Annotated in this window: 10 protein-coding genes and 1 pseudogene; 5 read left to right on the top strand and 6 right to left on the bottom strand. The window is 39.3% G+C overall.

Translation table 11 applies throughout. The features are described 5' to 3' along the window. Positions 1-7: 7 nt before the first annotated feature. From V7K56_RS06880 to V7K56_RS06860, 5 genes are all read left to right on the top strand, one after another. The gene (locus V7K56_RS06880) at positions 8-1252 is read left to right on the top strand and encodes an O-antigen ligase family protein (protein ID WP_334908850.1); all 1245 of its coding nucleotides are present in this window, start codon (positions 8-10) and stop codon (positions 1250-1252) included. Positions 1253-1376: 124 nt separating this feature from the next. Beyond that, positions 1377-2534, top strand: a complete 1158-nt coding sequence (locus V7K56_RS06875) for a glycosyltransferase family 4 protein (RefSeq protein WP_334908848.1) — start codon at positions 1377-1379, stop codon at positions 2532-2534. Positions 2535-2605: 71 nt separating this feature from the next. Continuing rightward, positions 2606-3907, top strand: coding sequence for a UDP-glucose/GDP-mannose dehydrogenase family protein (locus V7K56_RS06870; protein WP_334908846.1), 1302 nt, complete (start codon positions 2606-2608; stop codon positions 3905-3907). Then, entirely contained in the window at positions 3891-5087 is a 1197-nt protein-coding gene (locus tag V7K56_RS06865; protein WP_334908844.1) for a glycosyltransferase family 4 protein, read from the top strand. Before V7K56_RS06870 ends, V7K56_RS06865 begins: the two co-directional genes overlap by 17 nt. Positions 5088-5894: 807 nt before the next feature. After that, positions 5895-8123, top strand: coding sequence for a GumC family protein (locus tag V7K56_RS06860; protein WP_334908842.1), 2229 nt, complete (start codon positions 5895-5897; stop codon positions 8121-8123). Positions 8124-8627: 504 nt separating this feature from the next. On the opposite strand, the gene V7K56_RS06855 is transcribed toward V7K56_RS06860, so the two are convergent. The 6 genes and pseudogenes from V7K56_RS06855 to hisB form a co-directional block, all read right to left on the bottom strand. Beyond that, entirely contained in the window at positions 8628-10040 is a 1413-nt protein-coding gene (locus tag V7K56_RS06855) for a right-handed parallel beta-helix repeat-containing protein (protein WP_334908840.1), read from the bottom strand. Between the two features lie 742 nt (positions 10041-10782). Next, positions 10783-11040: pseudogene (locus tag V7K56_RS06850) on the bottom strand (IS4 family transposase); the annotation flags it as partial. Continuing rightward, positions 11001-11240, bottom strand: coding sequence for a hypothetical protein (locus tag V7K56_RS36975; protein ID WP_442939932.1), 240 nt, complete (start codon positions 11238-11240; stop codon positions 11001-11003). The pseudogene V7K56_RS06850 and the gene V7K56_RS36975, both read right to left, overlap by 40 nt. A 370-nt stretch (positions 11241-11610) precedes the next feature. Continuing rightward, the gene (locus V7K56_RS06845) at positions 11611-13080 is read right to left on the bottom strand and encodes an SLBB domain-containing protein (RefSeq protein ID WP_334908838.1); all 1470 of its coding nucleotides are present in this window, start codon (positions 13078-13080) and stop codon (positions 11611-11613) included. Between the two features lie 538 nt (positions 13081-13618). Continuing rightward, entirely contained in the window at positions 13619-14596 is a 978-nt protein-coding gene (locus V7K56_RS06840; protein WP_334908836.1) for an ABC transporter ATP-binding protein, read from the bottom strand. A gap of 178 nt (positions 14597-14774) precedes the next feature. Beyond that, positions 14775-15416 (bottom strand): imidazoleglycerol-phosphate dehydratase HisB, encoded by a 642-nt coding sequence (gene hisB / locus V7K56_RS06835; protein ID WP_334908834.1) that lies wholly within the window; start codon positions 15414-15416, stop codon positions 14775-14777. Between the last annotated feature and the right edge of the window lie 24 nt (positions 15417-15440).

The following is a 15440-nucleotide window of genomic DNA, read 5'->3' as shown; positions in this document are numbered from 1 at the left end:
TTAATTTATGAGAAAAATACTAATTTTTGCTGAACAGGGATTCACAATTGTAAGCTTACTGATGTTTTCAGGAGCAATCTTCACTCTCCTTCTGTCAGGAGGAGCTGGACAGAATGATTTAGTAGAATATGATAGCTCTGTAGTTAGGATTATTTTTTTTGTAATATATGCAATTACATTCTCACTACTAGTTTTGCGTTGGAAGAAAACTGTTTATTTCTTGGTCATAAGTAAAGACATTTGGCTTTATTGTTTACTCCTATTGGCAGCTATTTCTATTATTTGGTCTTTTGCACCATCAACAACATTAAAAAATAGTTTTACCCTAATTAATTCCAGTTTATTTGGGCTGTATTTTGCTTCGCGATATAGCTTAAAACAGCAGTTACATTTACTGGCTTGGAATTTTGGAATTATTATAGTATTGAGTATCATTTTTGCTGTAGCTTTGCCTCAATACGGCATACAGCACGACCTTGGTAGCCCAAAGTTGCGTGGAGTATTCACGCATAAAAACGGTCTGGGAGGCAGGATGGTAATTAGTAGTATGGTTTTTTTTATCCTTGGTTATCAAGCTAAAAGACATCGTTGGTTTTTCTGGGTGGGTTTTAGCTTGTCAATATTACTCTTACTGCTTGCTTTTTCCACTTCAGCTCTATTTAATCTATTAATTATAATGTTGGCATTTTTTGCTTTTCTAATTTGGCGTTGGCCATACCATGTCATGGTACCAACCCTAATAATGATGGCAACAATCAGCCAAAGTTTCTATTTTTGGTTCTCTGAGAACGCTAATGTCTTATTCAGTTCAGTTGGTAAAGATACAACACTAACGGGTCGAACAGACATTTGGCCATTAGTGTTTGATATGATTTGGAAACATCCTTGGCTTGGTTATGGTTATGGCGGATTTTGGCAAGGATGGGATGGCGAATCTGCTTATATTTGGCGCATAGTTGGATGGATGCCAAACCATCCCCACAATGGTTATCTGGCTCTTTGGTTGGATTTGGGTGTTTTAGGGTTAGGATTGTTCTTTTTAGGATTTTGGCGCAGTTATCTTCAAGGATTCGCTTGGGTGCGTAGTAGTAAAACAGCATTCGATATTTGGCCACTTATACATATGACATATATAGCCTTAGCTAGCCTTACTGAATCTGCCTTGCTGGAATCTAATAGTTTGAATTGGATGCTTTATGTGGCGGTATCTTTTTCAGTGAGAGGTTGTTTGAAAAGTAGATCGTCGCTATAAGTGTTTTCTGAGGCGTACATTATTTGAAAAAAGTCTTTTCAGCTGAGAAGATTGGAAAGTAATCACATTTTGAGAATATTTTCAGATAGTATGCGATGATTAAATTTATGGGAAAAATATTAAAATGAGTAACTCTAATTCTATTGTTGATACATCAACCAAGGATAGACAAATTACTGAAAAAGTGCAACCTATATTGTATCAAGGTAAAAGTCTCAAAATTGTCCTGTTAGGACCTAGCTTACTCCAACAAGGTGGCATTTCCAATTACGAAAAGCTTTTTTTGGAGTATGCTCCTTCTGATGTCCACATATGTCATATAATTACTCACGAAGAAGGAGCTATAGCAATAAAAATTATAGTATTTTTGAAAGCTATATGGAAATTTGTGTGGATGTTACTGATGGAAGAAGTTGATATTGTTCAACTTGAAATTTCACAGCGTGGCAGTGTTTTACGACAAGGGATTATGACATTTTTAGCTTGGGTATTTCACAAGCCGATAATTATACATGCTCATGGTAGTCAATTTCATGTTTTCTACACTGAACTGGCAAAATGGATACAGCAATTGCTAAGTTGGGTATTTTGCAAATGTCAACGCTTAATTGTGTTATCAGAAAGTTGGAGAAGCTTCTACATAGAAAACCTTGGTCTGAAACCCGAACAAGTTGTAGTTTTTTATAATCCAGTAAAACTTCCTGATGAAGTTCCACAGCGTTCAGTCACTCAAAAAGTGAAATTACTTTTTTTAGGACGAATTGGTCAACGTAAAGGAGCATTTGATTTGATCGAAGCCTTTTCTCTTTTGCCTATTGAACATCAAACTAGATCAAGTCTGATTATGGCGGGAGACGGAGACATAGAACAAGCAGGCAATTTAATTAAAACTCTCAATCTAGAGAATTACATAAAATTGCCTGGCTGGATAGGATCAGATGAACGTGATATTCTTTTAACTCAAGCAGATGTTTTTGTGTTGCCCTCTTACAATGAAGGTCTTCCACTAGCAATGCTGGAAGCAATGGCTTGGGAGTTACCAGTCATAGTTACACCAGTGGGAGGCATACCTGAGATAGTTACTCAATATGAAAATGGATTAATCGTTAATCCAGGTAATATTGAACAGTTATCAGATGCTATTAAGTCTTTGATTGAAAATGAGGCTCTGAGGCTTTCTATAGGAGCGAAGGCGAGAACAAGTGTTTTTCCTCTAGATATAAAAAAACATTGGGTTTATTTTATGGATTTATATAGCTCAGTATTAAATTTAAAATACTAGATGAAGATTGCCTCATGGGCTTGATTATTTTGTACTTCATGAAAGAATAACAATTGGACTGCATAAAAAATATGAAAATTAGCATTTTTGGTTTGGGATATGTCGGTGCCGTAACAGCAGCTTGTCTGGCACGAGATGGACACGAAGTAATTGGGGTAGATGTAAATCCTGAAAAAGTGGATTTGATCGCCAAGGGAGAGTCGCCCATTATAGAGCCACAGCTGAGTCAGTTGTTAGTTGACGGAGTAGCAGCTAACTTAATCAAAGCTACTACAGATGCTGAAGCAGCTGTGTTAGCATCAGATGTTTCACTCATTAGCGTCGGCACACCTCCAAGAGAGAGGGGAGAACCGGATCTTACCTACGTTTGGAATGTCTGCAAGCAGATTGGAAAAGCTGCCATCCATAAGACTGAAAGCCATGTGGTTGTGTTGCGTAGCACTGTTCCTCCAGGAACATTGGAAAAGTGTCAAAACCTGCTAGATAGTCTTATAGGTGATAAGTCTATTCATCTAGCATTCAACCCAGAGTTTTTACGCGAAGGTTCGGCTATCAAAGATTACGATCAACCACCTTACACCATTATCGGTACTGAATCTCCTGTGGCAGAAGCTGCAGTACGGCAGATGTATGCCACAGTAGATGCACCGTTTACCGTAGTCCAACCTTCTGTGGCGGAAATGGTTAAATATGTGGCCAATTGCTGGCACGCTGCCAAGGTGGGGTTTGCTAATGAAATCGGACGAGTGGCCAAAGCCTTTGGCGTAGATGGACGGGAAGTAATGAATATCATTGTGCAGGACACAAAGTTAAATATTTCCCCTGTTTACATGCGTCCTGGATTTGCCTATGGTGGTTCCTGTCTGCCCAAAGATTTAAGTGCTTTGCTTTACCACGCAAAGAATATGGATGTACCAGTCCCCCTACTAAATGCCCTCCCAACTACTAATAGCCTTCAAGTTGATTTGGCTGCCCAACAGGTGTTACGCCTTGGAGTCAGACAGATTGCTTTCTTGGGATTGGCATTCAAACCAGGTACAGATGATTTAAGAGAAAGTCCAGCGGTACTGCTAGTCAAGCGGTTGATTGGAGAAGGCTGTCAGGTGAAAATTTACGACCCCGCCGTATATGAGGCCCGACTAATGGGAACCAACCTTGACTATATCCAGAGTAACCTGCCTCATTTTGAGGCATTGCTAGTACCAAATTCCCAGCAAGCTTTGGAGGGAGTAGATCTGGCAGTGGTTACTCATGCTACACCAGAGTTTCGCCAAGTACTACTCGAGACCCCCAAAGAAATACAAATTTTGGATCTAGCCGGGGTCTTGAATCAAACAACTAAGGAGTTAGGTTATCATGGCATTGCGTGGTAGGGTACTGATTATTGTCGAAAACCTCCCGCTTCCCTTTGATCGGCGCGTATGGATGGAAGCCACTACTCTAACAAAAGCTGGGTATGAAGTTTCGGTGATTTGCCCCAAAGGTAAAGGCTTTGAACAAGAATATGAGGTAATCGATCAAGTTCATATTTATCGCCACCAAATGCCACCTGATATCAGTTCGGTCTCAGGATATTTAAGGGAGTATGGTACAGCTATTTTTTGGGAGTTTCGCCTTGCTCATCGGGTGTGGCGAGAGCGAGGGTTTGATATCGTTCACATTTGCAATCCTCCAGATTTACTGTTTTTGGTGGCAGGATGGTTCAAGTTGTTCAAGGGTGTAAGAGTCATATTTGACCACCATGATATCAATCTGGAGATGTACGAAGCTAAGTATGGACGACGAGACATTTTTTATTATGGACTCTCGTTGGTAGAGCGATTGACCTTTGCGACAGCAGACGTAGTTATCTCAACTAATGAATCTTACCTCTCGGTAGCACTTACCCGTGGAGGCAAGAGTCCAAAGGATGTCTTCGTTGTTCGCAGTGGACCTGACCTTTCCCGTTTTCAACCCGTACCGCCCAACCCAGTCTACCGTAAAGGTCGAAAATATTTGGTGGGGTATGTTGGTGTTATGGGAGAACCGGAGGGAATCGATTACCTGCTGCAATCGGTGCGCTACATTGTCTATGAAAAAAAACGCCAGGACATTCAGTTTATGCTCATTGGTAGTGGACCGATGTTTGAGAAGCTTCAGGCACTATCTGAAGAGTTAGAAGTTAAGGAGTTTGTAGAATTTACTGGGCGTATTCCTGATAATGAACTTTTGGCACGACTTTCTAGCTGTGATATATGTGCTAATCCCGATAAAAAAATGCCCTACAATGATCGTTCTACTATGAACAAGATCATGGAGTACATGGCAATGCGAAAACCCATTGTTCAGTTTGACCTTTTGGAAGGAAGGCGATCGGCAGAGGGAGCATCTGTTTATGCCAAAGGCAACGATGTGGTGGATTTTGCCGAGAACATTCTTGAACTTTTAGAGGACACTGAGCGGCGACAAAAGATGGGAGAGCTAGGTAGAAAAAGAATGGAGGAGAAACTAGAGTGGCGACATCAAGTACCTAAGCTGTTAGAGGCTTATGAGAAAGCTTGGCAACGTAAGTAGCAACACGGCAGATGGAAATGCCGTGAGAATATATTTGTAATTTGATCAGGTTAAGCAATCAGAAGTTAAGCAATCAGAAGGAAATTTTGATCTTCAAAAACCTCAAATTGACTAACCCTCTTTTATGGCTTTGGGCAAAAAATAATCAAGGCTAAATGATGAAAGCCCTCAACGGATGAGGCTGTGTCCGATATAGATGAATAAACCAAAGTAAAGCTATGAAAAAAGTCCAAAGCTCTCAGACTCGTCCAGTTGTTAATCGTGCAACCAATGCTTTGCGTATGGTCGCGTAAATCGCAGGAAAGAACCATTTGCATTGGGCACATTTACGTTCTCGAATTGGCACTCCTAAAGCCATTACTGCTACTGCTTATAAGATAGCGTGGATTTTCTACCAAATTTAGACAATAGGAAGAAATTACACCGATCTTGGTATGGATTATTATGAGCAGTGTTATCAAGAGCGAACGGTTAATAACCTCCACAAAAAACATTAGGGTTTTGGTTTTAAACTTATTCCTTAACCTGAAGCAAATACAGTTTTTTAAAAGAGGGTTAATTGAACCATAAATCAGCATGTTCTGGTGTCGCATATACTTTTAATAATGCTCCTCGACCTCCTAAGTATTGGCTCTTAGATTGCTGAAACCAAAGCCTGTAAATGATTTTAGTTTTTTAACTTAAATAGTCTATACTATATATCATATTGTAAAATAGTATCACTCTTAGTTAATAGGTATGCTTTGTAGCTACTTAGAGTAGATCAATATTGAGTTTCTTTCTTAAGACCTGTACTTTAGAAGATTTATGTCAGAAAAATCTATGGAATCTAGAGAATCTATTGATTTAGACCTTAAGCGTTACTTATTGATATTGAAACGATGGTGGCTACCTGCTACTGCGGTATTTACAGTTACAGTTATGCTCAGTGGTATAGCTGTACTATTAATGAGACCAGAATATGAAGCAGAAGGAGAACTGTTATTCAGGGTTCCCAGTTTTAAAGTAGCAGGCAATAATCTTTACCCTGATACCTCTGAAGGAGGAGATCCAGGAGATTTGAAACCATTGGTAGCAACTCAAAATCCCATCAGTAGTCAGATAGAAGTTATTTCTTCCCCAACTTTATTACAACGGACAATAGACAAATTACAACTTAAAGACAACGATGGTGATCCTCTAGAGGTAAAAGAACTACTAAAACTCCTGAACCTAAAAATCGTTGGTGGGGCGGATGTATTGCGTATTACTTATAAAAGTCACGATCCTGAAGAAGCAGCGGCAGTAGTCAACACAATTATGAGGTTTTATTTAGAAAATGATATTCTGACAAATCGCTCTGAGGCAGGAGCAACTCGTCAGTTTATGGCCAAGCAACTTCCTACAACTCAAGCTGCTGTTAATAATGCAGAAGTAGCGCTACGTATATTTAAACAAAAGCATCAGATTGCAGATTTATCAGAGGAGACAAAGTCAGCTGTTGCGACTATTGGAAATCTAGACAATGAGATAGATACTGTCAAGGCTCAACTGAATGAAGTAAATGCCCAAACCAATGAACTGCGGCAGAAAGTAGAGCTAAATTCTCAGGAAGCGATCGCTGTGAGTGCCCTTAGTCAGTCACCAGCAGTACAGGGAATTCTTACACAACTCCAAGATACTGATCGGCAGTTAGCGGTTGAGCGCAGCCGTTTTCTAGATGACAATCCTATAATTATTAACCTAGAAGCAAGAAAAGCTAATTTAAAATCTCTCCTGCAACAGCAAGTTGGTCAGACTATTGGCAATCAAACACAAGTTCCTCAGAACTTATTGCAGATTGGAGAACTTAGACAAAGCTTGATACAAAACTTTTTGCAATCAGAAATACAACGTTTTGGCTTAACTCAAAGACTCTCTTCTCTATATAATTCTCGTGCCAGCTACGAACAGCGGGTGAAAGTCATACCCCAGTTGGCACAAAACCAACGAGAGTTAGAACGGAAAGTTGAAGTTGCAGAATCAACTTATCAAAGTCTATTGAAAAAGGTTCAAGAGCTACAGTTAGTTGAAAACACAAATACACCTAATTCCCGGATTATTGCTCAGGCTTTAGTGCCCGAAGATCCTACATTAATCAAACCAATAATTGTTTTGGTTCTAGGAGTGATGTTCGGTTTGTTTTTTGCTAGCACAACTGTACTTTTTCTCGCAATGAGAGATAGATCTCTAAAAACACTTAAAGAAATCAGAGATGTATTTGGATATACTTTGCTAGGAATTGTACCTTTGTCTGTTAAAAAGCTTCGTTCTCGTTATTCAAATGCAGAATCAATATCTCAAACAATTGCCGTCAGGGATACTCCCCACTCTTTAACGAGTGAAATGTACCGGATGATTCAAGCAAATCTGAAATTCTTAAGTTCAGATAATTTGCTCAAAACCATTGTGATTACTAGCGCAGTTCCTAAAGAAGGCAAGTCTACAGTTTCAGCTAATTTGGCAACAGCGATCGCTCAATTAGGACGTCAAGTTTTACTAATTGATGCAGATATGCGAGTTCCTTCTCAGCATCATCTCTGGCAACTAACCAATGAAGTTGGTTTAAGTGAGATTCTTGTTGGTCAGGCTGAATTTGACATTGCAGTATCTAAAGTAATGGACAACCTTGATGTTTTAACTGCTGGAGTTAGACCTCCCAATCCACTTGCTTTGCTTGACTCAAAACGGATGGCATCACTCATTGAGAATTTCTCATCTCAGTATAAATATGACTTTGTAATTATTGATGCCCCTCCACTACTTTTGGCAGCCGATGCTTTGACATTAAGCCAAATGACTGATGGTATTTTGTTAGTAGCCCGACCCGGAGTGATTGATTCCAACAGTGCTAATGCTGCTCAAGAGACATTAGAGAGATCCAATTACAACGTTTTAGGTTTAGTAGTCAATGGAGTCATTGATAAAAATGAATCTAGTAGTTATCGATATCGTTCTCACGAATATTTTAAACCGAGAGAATTGACAAAAGAGTTTAAGGGACTGGCAAAGAAATAAAGTTTCCAAAAAATTATTTTAGGAGTTACATCAAGTTCGGATAAATATTTATTAATAAAGACTGATGCCAAGACGCAAGAAGTTTTAAATAATAAGTAATTAACCAGACTTAGAATTATATAGCGCTCCTATATCTGATAAGGTATATCTTCATCAGTATAGGAAACGCTATATTAAGAACTATAAATAATTTTTAGGATGGTAGTCCGATTTCTTTAGGTATTGCAACTTCAGTTTAATTGGGTTTATTAGGGTTTGACACTAGCCTCGAAAGTAATATGTGTAACTCAGTTCGGTCCGTGCACAAAACCTTATTCATCCAAATATCTCCTATAGCCGCACATAATTTCAGCATCTCTATTCTTCTTGTTTGTACAGTTGTTCTATTGGGTCTTGTTTTGCCTTGTGGCTCTTCCTAGTCCTTTTCCAATTGGGTTGTAGACAAAAGCTTTGTATAAATAAAAACTTTATCTTACAACCCAATGCTATATTTTTAACTACTACCTATTTTCTTTCAATTGCTCCTCTATCGGTTGCATAACCGGACACACGAGGATTGCCTAGAAAATCGGTTGTCAAACTACCCCACTTTAAACCACTATTAATTGCTGGACTTGTTGATTTTAACCTAAAGTCACGAGCCGAAGCATTAACAAACTGTGGATTTGCAATCATATCGTGGGATCCTGTAATCTTGATCGTCGAATTATTATCGGAATAAACATTGTAGTCATAAGTGACGTTGACATTCTTCATGTTGCTATTCACAGCATTACCTGGAGAAGCATACATAATGTTATTGAAAATTCTGACATCAGAGGAATAACCCGCATAAATTTCGCCCTTTGCTATTTTTTGAATTTCTGGACTTTGCTGATTCAAATATGCCGTGTTGTTGATAATATCGATATGCTGACTATCATGGGCATGAATACCTGAACCGCCATTCTTGTAGGTGATATTGTTGGCAATTAAAATCCGTCCTCTATATCCTTTTGAAAGATCAACAATAATGCCATTACCATCTGTAATCTTTCCGGCTTCAATCCAAGGAACGTACATTCGATTGTTGTAGCTCTTGTTATTGGTAATAAATATTTTGTATCCCTGCTTGTTGTCAGAACTCCAATTATTAAGCATGGAAATGCCACTACAACCATTAACTGTGTACCAAGAGTTATTGAAAACAGTGTTATTATCCACTTTCACATAATCAGCTTGGATTGCTGAGATACCTGCTCCTCCACAATCATGCACTTTGTTGTTCAGAATATTTATGTGATGAGAATGGCCTTCGTTTTTTCCTCCAATGCTTATGCAATTTCCGTTAGTAAACTGATTTTTTTTGTTATACTTCTGACTCATCGCATATTTAAGCTTGATTTTAGCATTGTTCCCTACGACCTCCAGCCCGTTAATCTCGATATATGAAGCTCCATTTGAAATCGAGATACCATTCCATGTATTGTGCTGAATTTTTGGAAAATGCCCAGGATATGCTTTATATGTAATCCATGCATTTGCTGTTCCAGAACGTTTAATATTTAGTACAGCCCCATCTTGAGGTCTATTATTGTATTCCCCGTTCATAATAAGTACCGTGTCGCCAGGATTAGTAAGGTCTGCTGCCCTTTTAAGCGTCCTAAAAGCGGATGAGGTAGAAAGCCCGCTATTTCTGTCGTTTCCGTTACCACTAACATAGTATGTTGTTGCAGTCGAAATACGACTGATCAGCTTGCGGTTAGGTAGTGGTATTTCCTGAACAGTGGATGACTGCGGAACATCTTTAAATAAAGACTCTGTTATTCTCTGTCCTTGAACCAGACCTGTTAATGCCCAGGGAAGTACAAGAGATGCGCTCAAACTGAGAAAACCGAAACCATGAATCATCATAGGGAAAAATAGGGTATGTTGCAAAAACTCAATTGTTAACGGTCAGTAACTCTAGCCTTAGTTAATAACCCAGTATTGGATACGGTCGTATCACTGCCACTTGTAAGTTTATACACGGTTTTATAAGTTTAAACCTGGGCATTTTCGCGTAAATGTGGCTGAACCACCTTTTGAGCTTGTGTTCCAAAAAATCGCAAACATCTGATAAAATCACTGAATAAAAATATCAGTATCCAGAGTTACCCTATTCATGAACACCAAGCAACCGTACAAATGGCGTCATTTCCAATTCGACATCATTCTACTGTGTATACGCGGTGTCTGTAGTTAAAATAGTATATCTGTCATCAATTAGTTAATTTACTTAAATAATTCTTATGATAATAAGAATCACTAAATGACCAAAATAAGTTATGGAATAGTACTTAACGAATCTGCTTTCTAAAATATTCTCATTATCATAAGAAATTCGAGTACCTACAATAAAGATTGCAAAAGCCTATTAATGCACATTAAGAATTTACAGTATTTCTCTATGAGTAATATTACTTGAAATTATTATAATGACAAATATGTAGAAGTGGTGAGATAGCTTAAAACATTGGCAAATCAGAAGAGAGCATCTGTCAGATATTTATCGCAGACTTGTCCTAACCAGGATGACAGCCCCTATAAAACGCAATTTGGAAGAAGCGATGCCTTTTGGAGCGTTTGTTATGTGCATCGGTGAGAGGTTAGAATGATTGCACATTTGTCAAGAGGGCACGGGAAAAGGGGATAAATCCAGCTTGGAGACTGCTTTTCGCAGGGCTTTGACAACTCCTAAATCTTGATTCTCTTTTGCAGCAAAGTACTTAATGGGGTCATCGGCGTTACCTTTATCGTAGGCAACGCTGAAATGGTACAAACCTCGAAAAATCATTTCCAAAGAAATGCGGTCAAATGGCAAAGATAATTCATCAGCTACCGCATCTCCCAAGTCAACTAATACGGCATAAAAGAACTTGCCGCCATAACAGTGTATAACAGTGTTAAAACTACTGCTACCATTAACGATAAATTTAGAATTCTATCTCGTAATCCTAACTGCTTATAATATTTTTGTTGAGCAAAAACTGATGGGGTTAGTAAAGCTTCTAAATGATTAGCGATCGCTTCATTATCTATCGTGGGAGTATTATGTCGGTGCGGGTGGTCAGAGTTTTGTTTTGGTCGCTTGGGCATGGTGGTAAACCAAACTTTTCATTACCTCATTTAATAATTGAATTTACCTAACAATGTTGCCCGCTTCTTGCTTTAGTTTTTTGTCGTTACAATACTTTTTCTTACTTTATTTAAGTTGTCAACTCCCTTTAAGATAATGATAATCAAATAGAGGGGGAGGAGGCAAGCAACCCTTGCCTCCTCCCCCTCTCACCATATACGATTATCATTCTTACTAAAACTATTTTGAGTATTTTAGCTGATTGACAAAAAGTGCTTTATTTTAACCTCTCACGGATGGTTATGTGTAACTTGCTTTTGATTAAGGATAGTGCAATTTTAGGGACGAAGAGGGTTAGCCAACGCCCCCAATTTGCATCTATCTCTTAAATTAGAGTCCGAATAAGTTCAGAAGATTAAGGAGAATACCTAGAGGTCCAGTTACAGTGTTGACGGTATCGCCAGTCTTAGCTGCACCAGATCGGTTTACTACTACAACGTCATTATTGCGAAGTATAGGATTAGTTTGCTCATTAATCCCAGCGGAGAAATCCACTTTTACTATACGTTTAGTGACAGAACCATTAGGGTTAAGGCGAATCAAATCAACAGCTTTACTACTAGCTCTAGCATCATTAAATCCGCCAGCAGCGAGTATAGCTTGATTTAAAGAGCTATTTGGCTGAACATCTGTTAGACCTGGTTTTTTAACTTCGCCGACCACACCAACCTGAATTCGTGTAGGAGACAAAGTAGTGGTAGCTAATTGAGTAGCTTCTGCGGGGTTAATTTCAGTTGCCGTCGGAATAACAATCGTATCTCCGTCTTGCACAATGATGTCTTGATTGGCATCACCACTCTGTAATAGTTGCCAAAGATTAATATTTATAGATTGTTCTGAGCCAGTTCTTGTAGGTCGGCGTAGCTTGAGATTACGAACATCAGCTTGTGCTGTAATTCCGCCAGCTAATTGAATTACCCGTGTCACATTTGGTAAACCAGTGGGACTAGCAGTGCCACTGTTAGGGGTTGCGCCCACTTGGCTATCTGTATTACCTGGGGTGACAAGATACGAACCAGGACGGTTAACTTCACCAATAATTGTTACTGTGCGGGGTGTGGTTTGGCTAGCAGCAAAGTTAGATGCAAATATATTGCGTGATTCTGCGACGTTGAAGTTAGTTGCAGTTGGCACAACTATAGTGTCTCCATCCCGCAAGGTAATATCCTGCGATAAGTTGCCTGTTTGAATGAGTTCCTTCAAATTGAGAGTGACAGTTTGCTCTGAAGAACGTCCTATCTTACGCCGTAATTGAACTTGACTCACATCCGCAGCTAAAGTCACCCCCTGCGCTGTTGTTAATGCAGCTAATACAGTTGGGTATTGTACGCCTGGATTGTTCCCAGCGCCACCGCTTAAGTTTAGAGTGTAAGCTCCAGGACGTGTCACCTCTCCGGCAACGAAAATATTGATAGGACGAGGCGATAACAGATTGACTGAGATCAAGGGACGTTTGAGGAAGCGAGCATATCTTCTAGCTATTTCGTCAGAAGCTTGTTCAGTTGTTAGCCCTAGTACTGACACACTGCCAATTAAAGGCAGATTGATTGCTCCACCTGGGGGAATTTGATATTCACCTGTATATTCAGGTACTTCAAATACATTTACACGGATGAGATCGCCGCCTCCTAATGAGTAATCAGTATCTAATTGTGTTTGTATAATTGGTGGTTGTGTAGTTGGTGGTAATGGTTGTCCCTGAGCTAGACTGGCAGATGACACAGCGGCATTGACAGCAGTTAACAAAGCCATACCGACAGCTGGCTGAATTAAAAATTTAGACAAACTTTTGTTAAGCATATTTACCTGAGACTCTGAAACTACAATCAATAAAGTACTGTCTAAACATTTTTATTTTGACTATACCTAAATATTCAAGTTCCCCGACACTCTTATTTTCCTAGAAAAGTGTGAATTTCCGGAGTAAATTTGTTTATTGAACTTAAATTTTTAGTGAAGTTAGCTTAAGTTTATTAAACTTAAATTTTTAGTGAAGTTAGCTGAAAGTTAATATTGCTTGAATAGAACAATATCAAAAAATATAGGATTTACGCAACTAAACCCAGTTTATACAAAAAATTGTCTGTTAGCTAACAATCAAGTAGTCACGAATAAAGTTTTCTTGTCAAAGTTAATTTGATGACGTTTAAAATCTGAGATGAGTAGTAAAGGACTACTAAAATTAGGAACAAGTTCATTAAATAAATACAAATAACCTTGAAAAGATATCGAAATTTTATTTTTATGGGTGGCGTTGGCAAAGATAACTTAAAAAGGCAGAAGTTGGGTTTTGTTCTTTAAACCAGTCGACAATTTACTATTTGGTAACAAGATTAATTCAATGAGTTGTTTTTTTTTGGATCTGTTGAATAAAAAATTCTTCTAGGGAGTGACGTGACAAGTTAATAGCGATAATTTTACCTCCCATCAGACGAAGACTGGCAAGAAAATCATAGTAATCATCTTGTAGTGTACCGTGCCAGGAACCATCAGGCTCAAATATGAGAGTGGGTATCCATTTTTTGAGAATTTCCCAGTCCCCACCTTCACCTTTGACGTAATATGTGTTTTTTCCGCCTAAGAGTTCATTAAGGGAACCAGAGCAAATTAGTTCACCTTGAGCGAGGATGGCAATGCGATCGCAAATCTGTTCTACTTCACTCAGAATGTGGCTGTTGAAAAAAATCGTCTTACCAGCGGCTTTGAGCGCTAAAATAATTTCCCGCATTTGGTAGCGTCCCACAGGATCAAGACCAGACATAGGTTCATCTAAAAAAACTAAATCTGGCTCATTTATTAATGCCTGTGCCATACCAACACGCTGTAGCATTCCTTTGGAATAACGACGCAGCAGCTTTTTACGAGCATCAGCTTGCGATAAACCCACTAATTCTAGCAGTTGGGGAATGCGTTGGCGTTGGACACTTTGGGGAATTTGGAATAGCCCAGCAGCTAGCTGCAAAAATTCCCAACCAGTGAGATAGTCATACAAATAAGGATTTTCTGGTAGATAACCGATATGTTGCTTAACACTGCGATCGCCTATTGGTTTACCCAACAACGATCCCCGTCCAGAGGTGGGATGAATAATTCCCAGCAACAATTTTAAAAGGGTGGTTTTCCCAGCACCATTAGGCCCTAGCAAACCAAAGGTTTCGCCTTTGTAAACCATTAAAGAACAGTTTTTGAGAGATACAACTTTTTGATTTAGCCAAAAACCAGTGCGATAGACTTTTCGCAACTCAGAAGTTAGGACTACTGGCGGAATGTCTGTCGTATTAAGTTGAAAATTAGGGTCATTTGCAACAGACTTCATCTCGGTTAAATCACTATTTATCAGCTTGGTATTAATTAAAAATTACCCGGTAGGCTGATAATAACCATCACCAAGCTGTGTGTCAATTATCGTGAACTGGGGATTGGGGACTGGGAAGACAAGGGTAGAGTTTTCCCGATGCCCAATGCCCAATGCCCAATATCCAATTTGACTCCTTTCATAGAACTCCCTTAGAACTGGGAATTACGCCAGCACGTCGGGGGTCAATTTCTACCGCCAGCCGTGTTGCTCTTGCAAAAGCTTTAAATGTCGCTTCAATGATGTGATGGGAATTAATGCCATCCAGTTGCCGAATGTGCAGTGTCATCTGGCTATGGTTCACCAGTGCTACAAAAAATTCTCGCACCAGTTGGGTGTCATAGGTTCCTACCCTCTGAGTAGGAATTTGCAAGCCATAGCTGAGGTGAGGCCGTCCAGAAAAGTCTAGCACTACCTGAACTAAGGCTTCATCCAGTGGTGCAAGAAAACTACCAAAGCGGACAATGCCTTTTCTGTTGCTTAATGCTTGGTTCAAAGCTTGCCCCAAGGTAATACCTACATCTTCGTTGGTGTGATGGTCATCAATTTCCCAGTCTCCCTTGGCTTGGACATCTATATCAATCAGCCCGTGGGAGGCAATTTGATGCAACATGTGATCCAAAAACGGAATGCCTGTTGCTGCTGTGCAAGTTCCTCTACCATCCAGGTTGATGGTAACTTGCACATTAGTTTCACTAGTGGTGCGGTGAACAGTGGCAATCCGAGGGGTTTGAGTTAAGCGATCATAGTTTGAATTAACTTGGTGATTAGTTATTTGCATGGGAAATAGGGCATGGGAAACAGG

Source organism: Nostoc sp., assembly GCF_036917535.1.
Lineage (GTDB): Bacteria > Cyanobacteriota > Cyanobacteriia > Cyanobacteriales > Nostocaceae > Nostoc.
The sequence above is the reverse complement of the archived record's forward strand: the minus strand, read 5'-3'. Positions and strand labels throughout refer to the sequence as shown.

Excerpts from the sequence above, each read along its gene's own strand:
- V7K56_RS06880 (WP_334908850.1), top strand. The coding sequence starts at position 8 with ATGAGAAAAATACTAATTTTTGCTGAACAGGGATTCACAATTGTAAGC.
- V7K56_RS06875 (WP_334908848.1), top strand. The coding sequence starts at position 1,377 with ATGAGTAACTCTAATTCTATTGTTGATACATCAACCAAGGATAGACAA.
- V7K56_RS06870 (WP_334908846.1), top strand. The coding sequence starts at position 2,606 with ATGAAAATTAGCATTTTTGGTTTGGGATATGTCGGTGCCGTAACAGCA.
- V7K56_RS06865 (WP_334908844.1), top strand. The coding sequence starts at position 3,891 with ATGGCATTGCGTGGTAGGGTACTGATTATTGTCGAAAACCTCCCGCTT.
- V7K56_RS06860 (WP_334908842.1), top strand. The coding sequence starts at position 5,895 with ATGTCAGAAAAATCTATGGAATCTAGAGAATCTATTGATTTAGACCTT.
- V7K56_RS36975 (WP_442939932.1), bottom strand. The coding sequence starts at position 11,240 with ATGCCCAAGCGACCAAAACAAAACTCTGACCACCCGCACCGACATAAT.
- V7K56_RS06845 (WP_334908838.1), bottom strand. The coding sequence starts at position 13,080 with ATGCTTAACAAAAGTTTGTCTAAATTTTTAATTCAGCCAGCTGTCGGT.
- V7K56_RS06840 (WP_334908836.1), bottom strand. The coding sequence starts at position 14,596 with ATGAAGTCTGTTGCAAATGACCCTAATTTTCAACTTAATACGACAGAC.
- hisB (WP_334908834.1), bottom strand. The coding sequence starts at position 15,416 with ATGCAAATAACTAATCACCAAGTTAATTCAAACTATGATCGCTTAACT.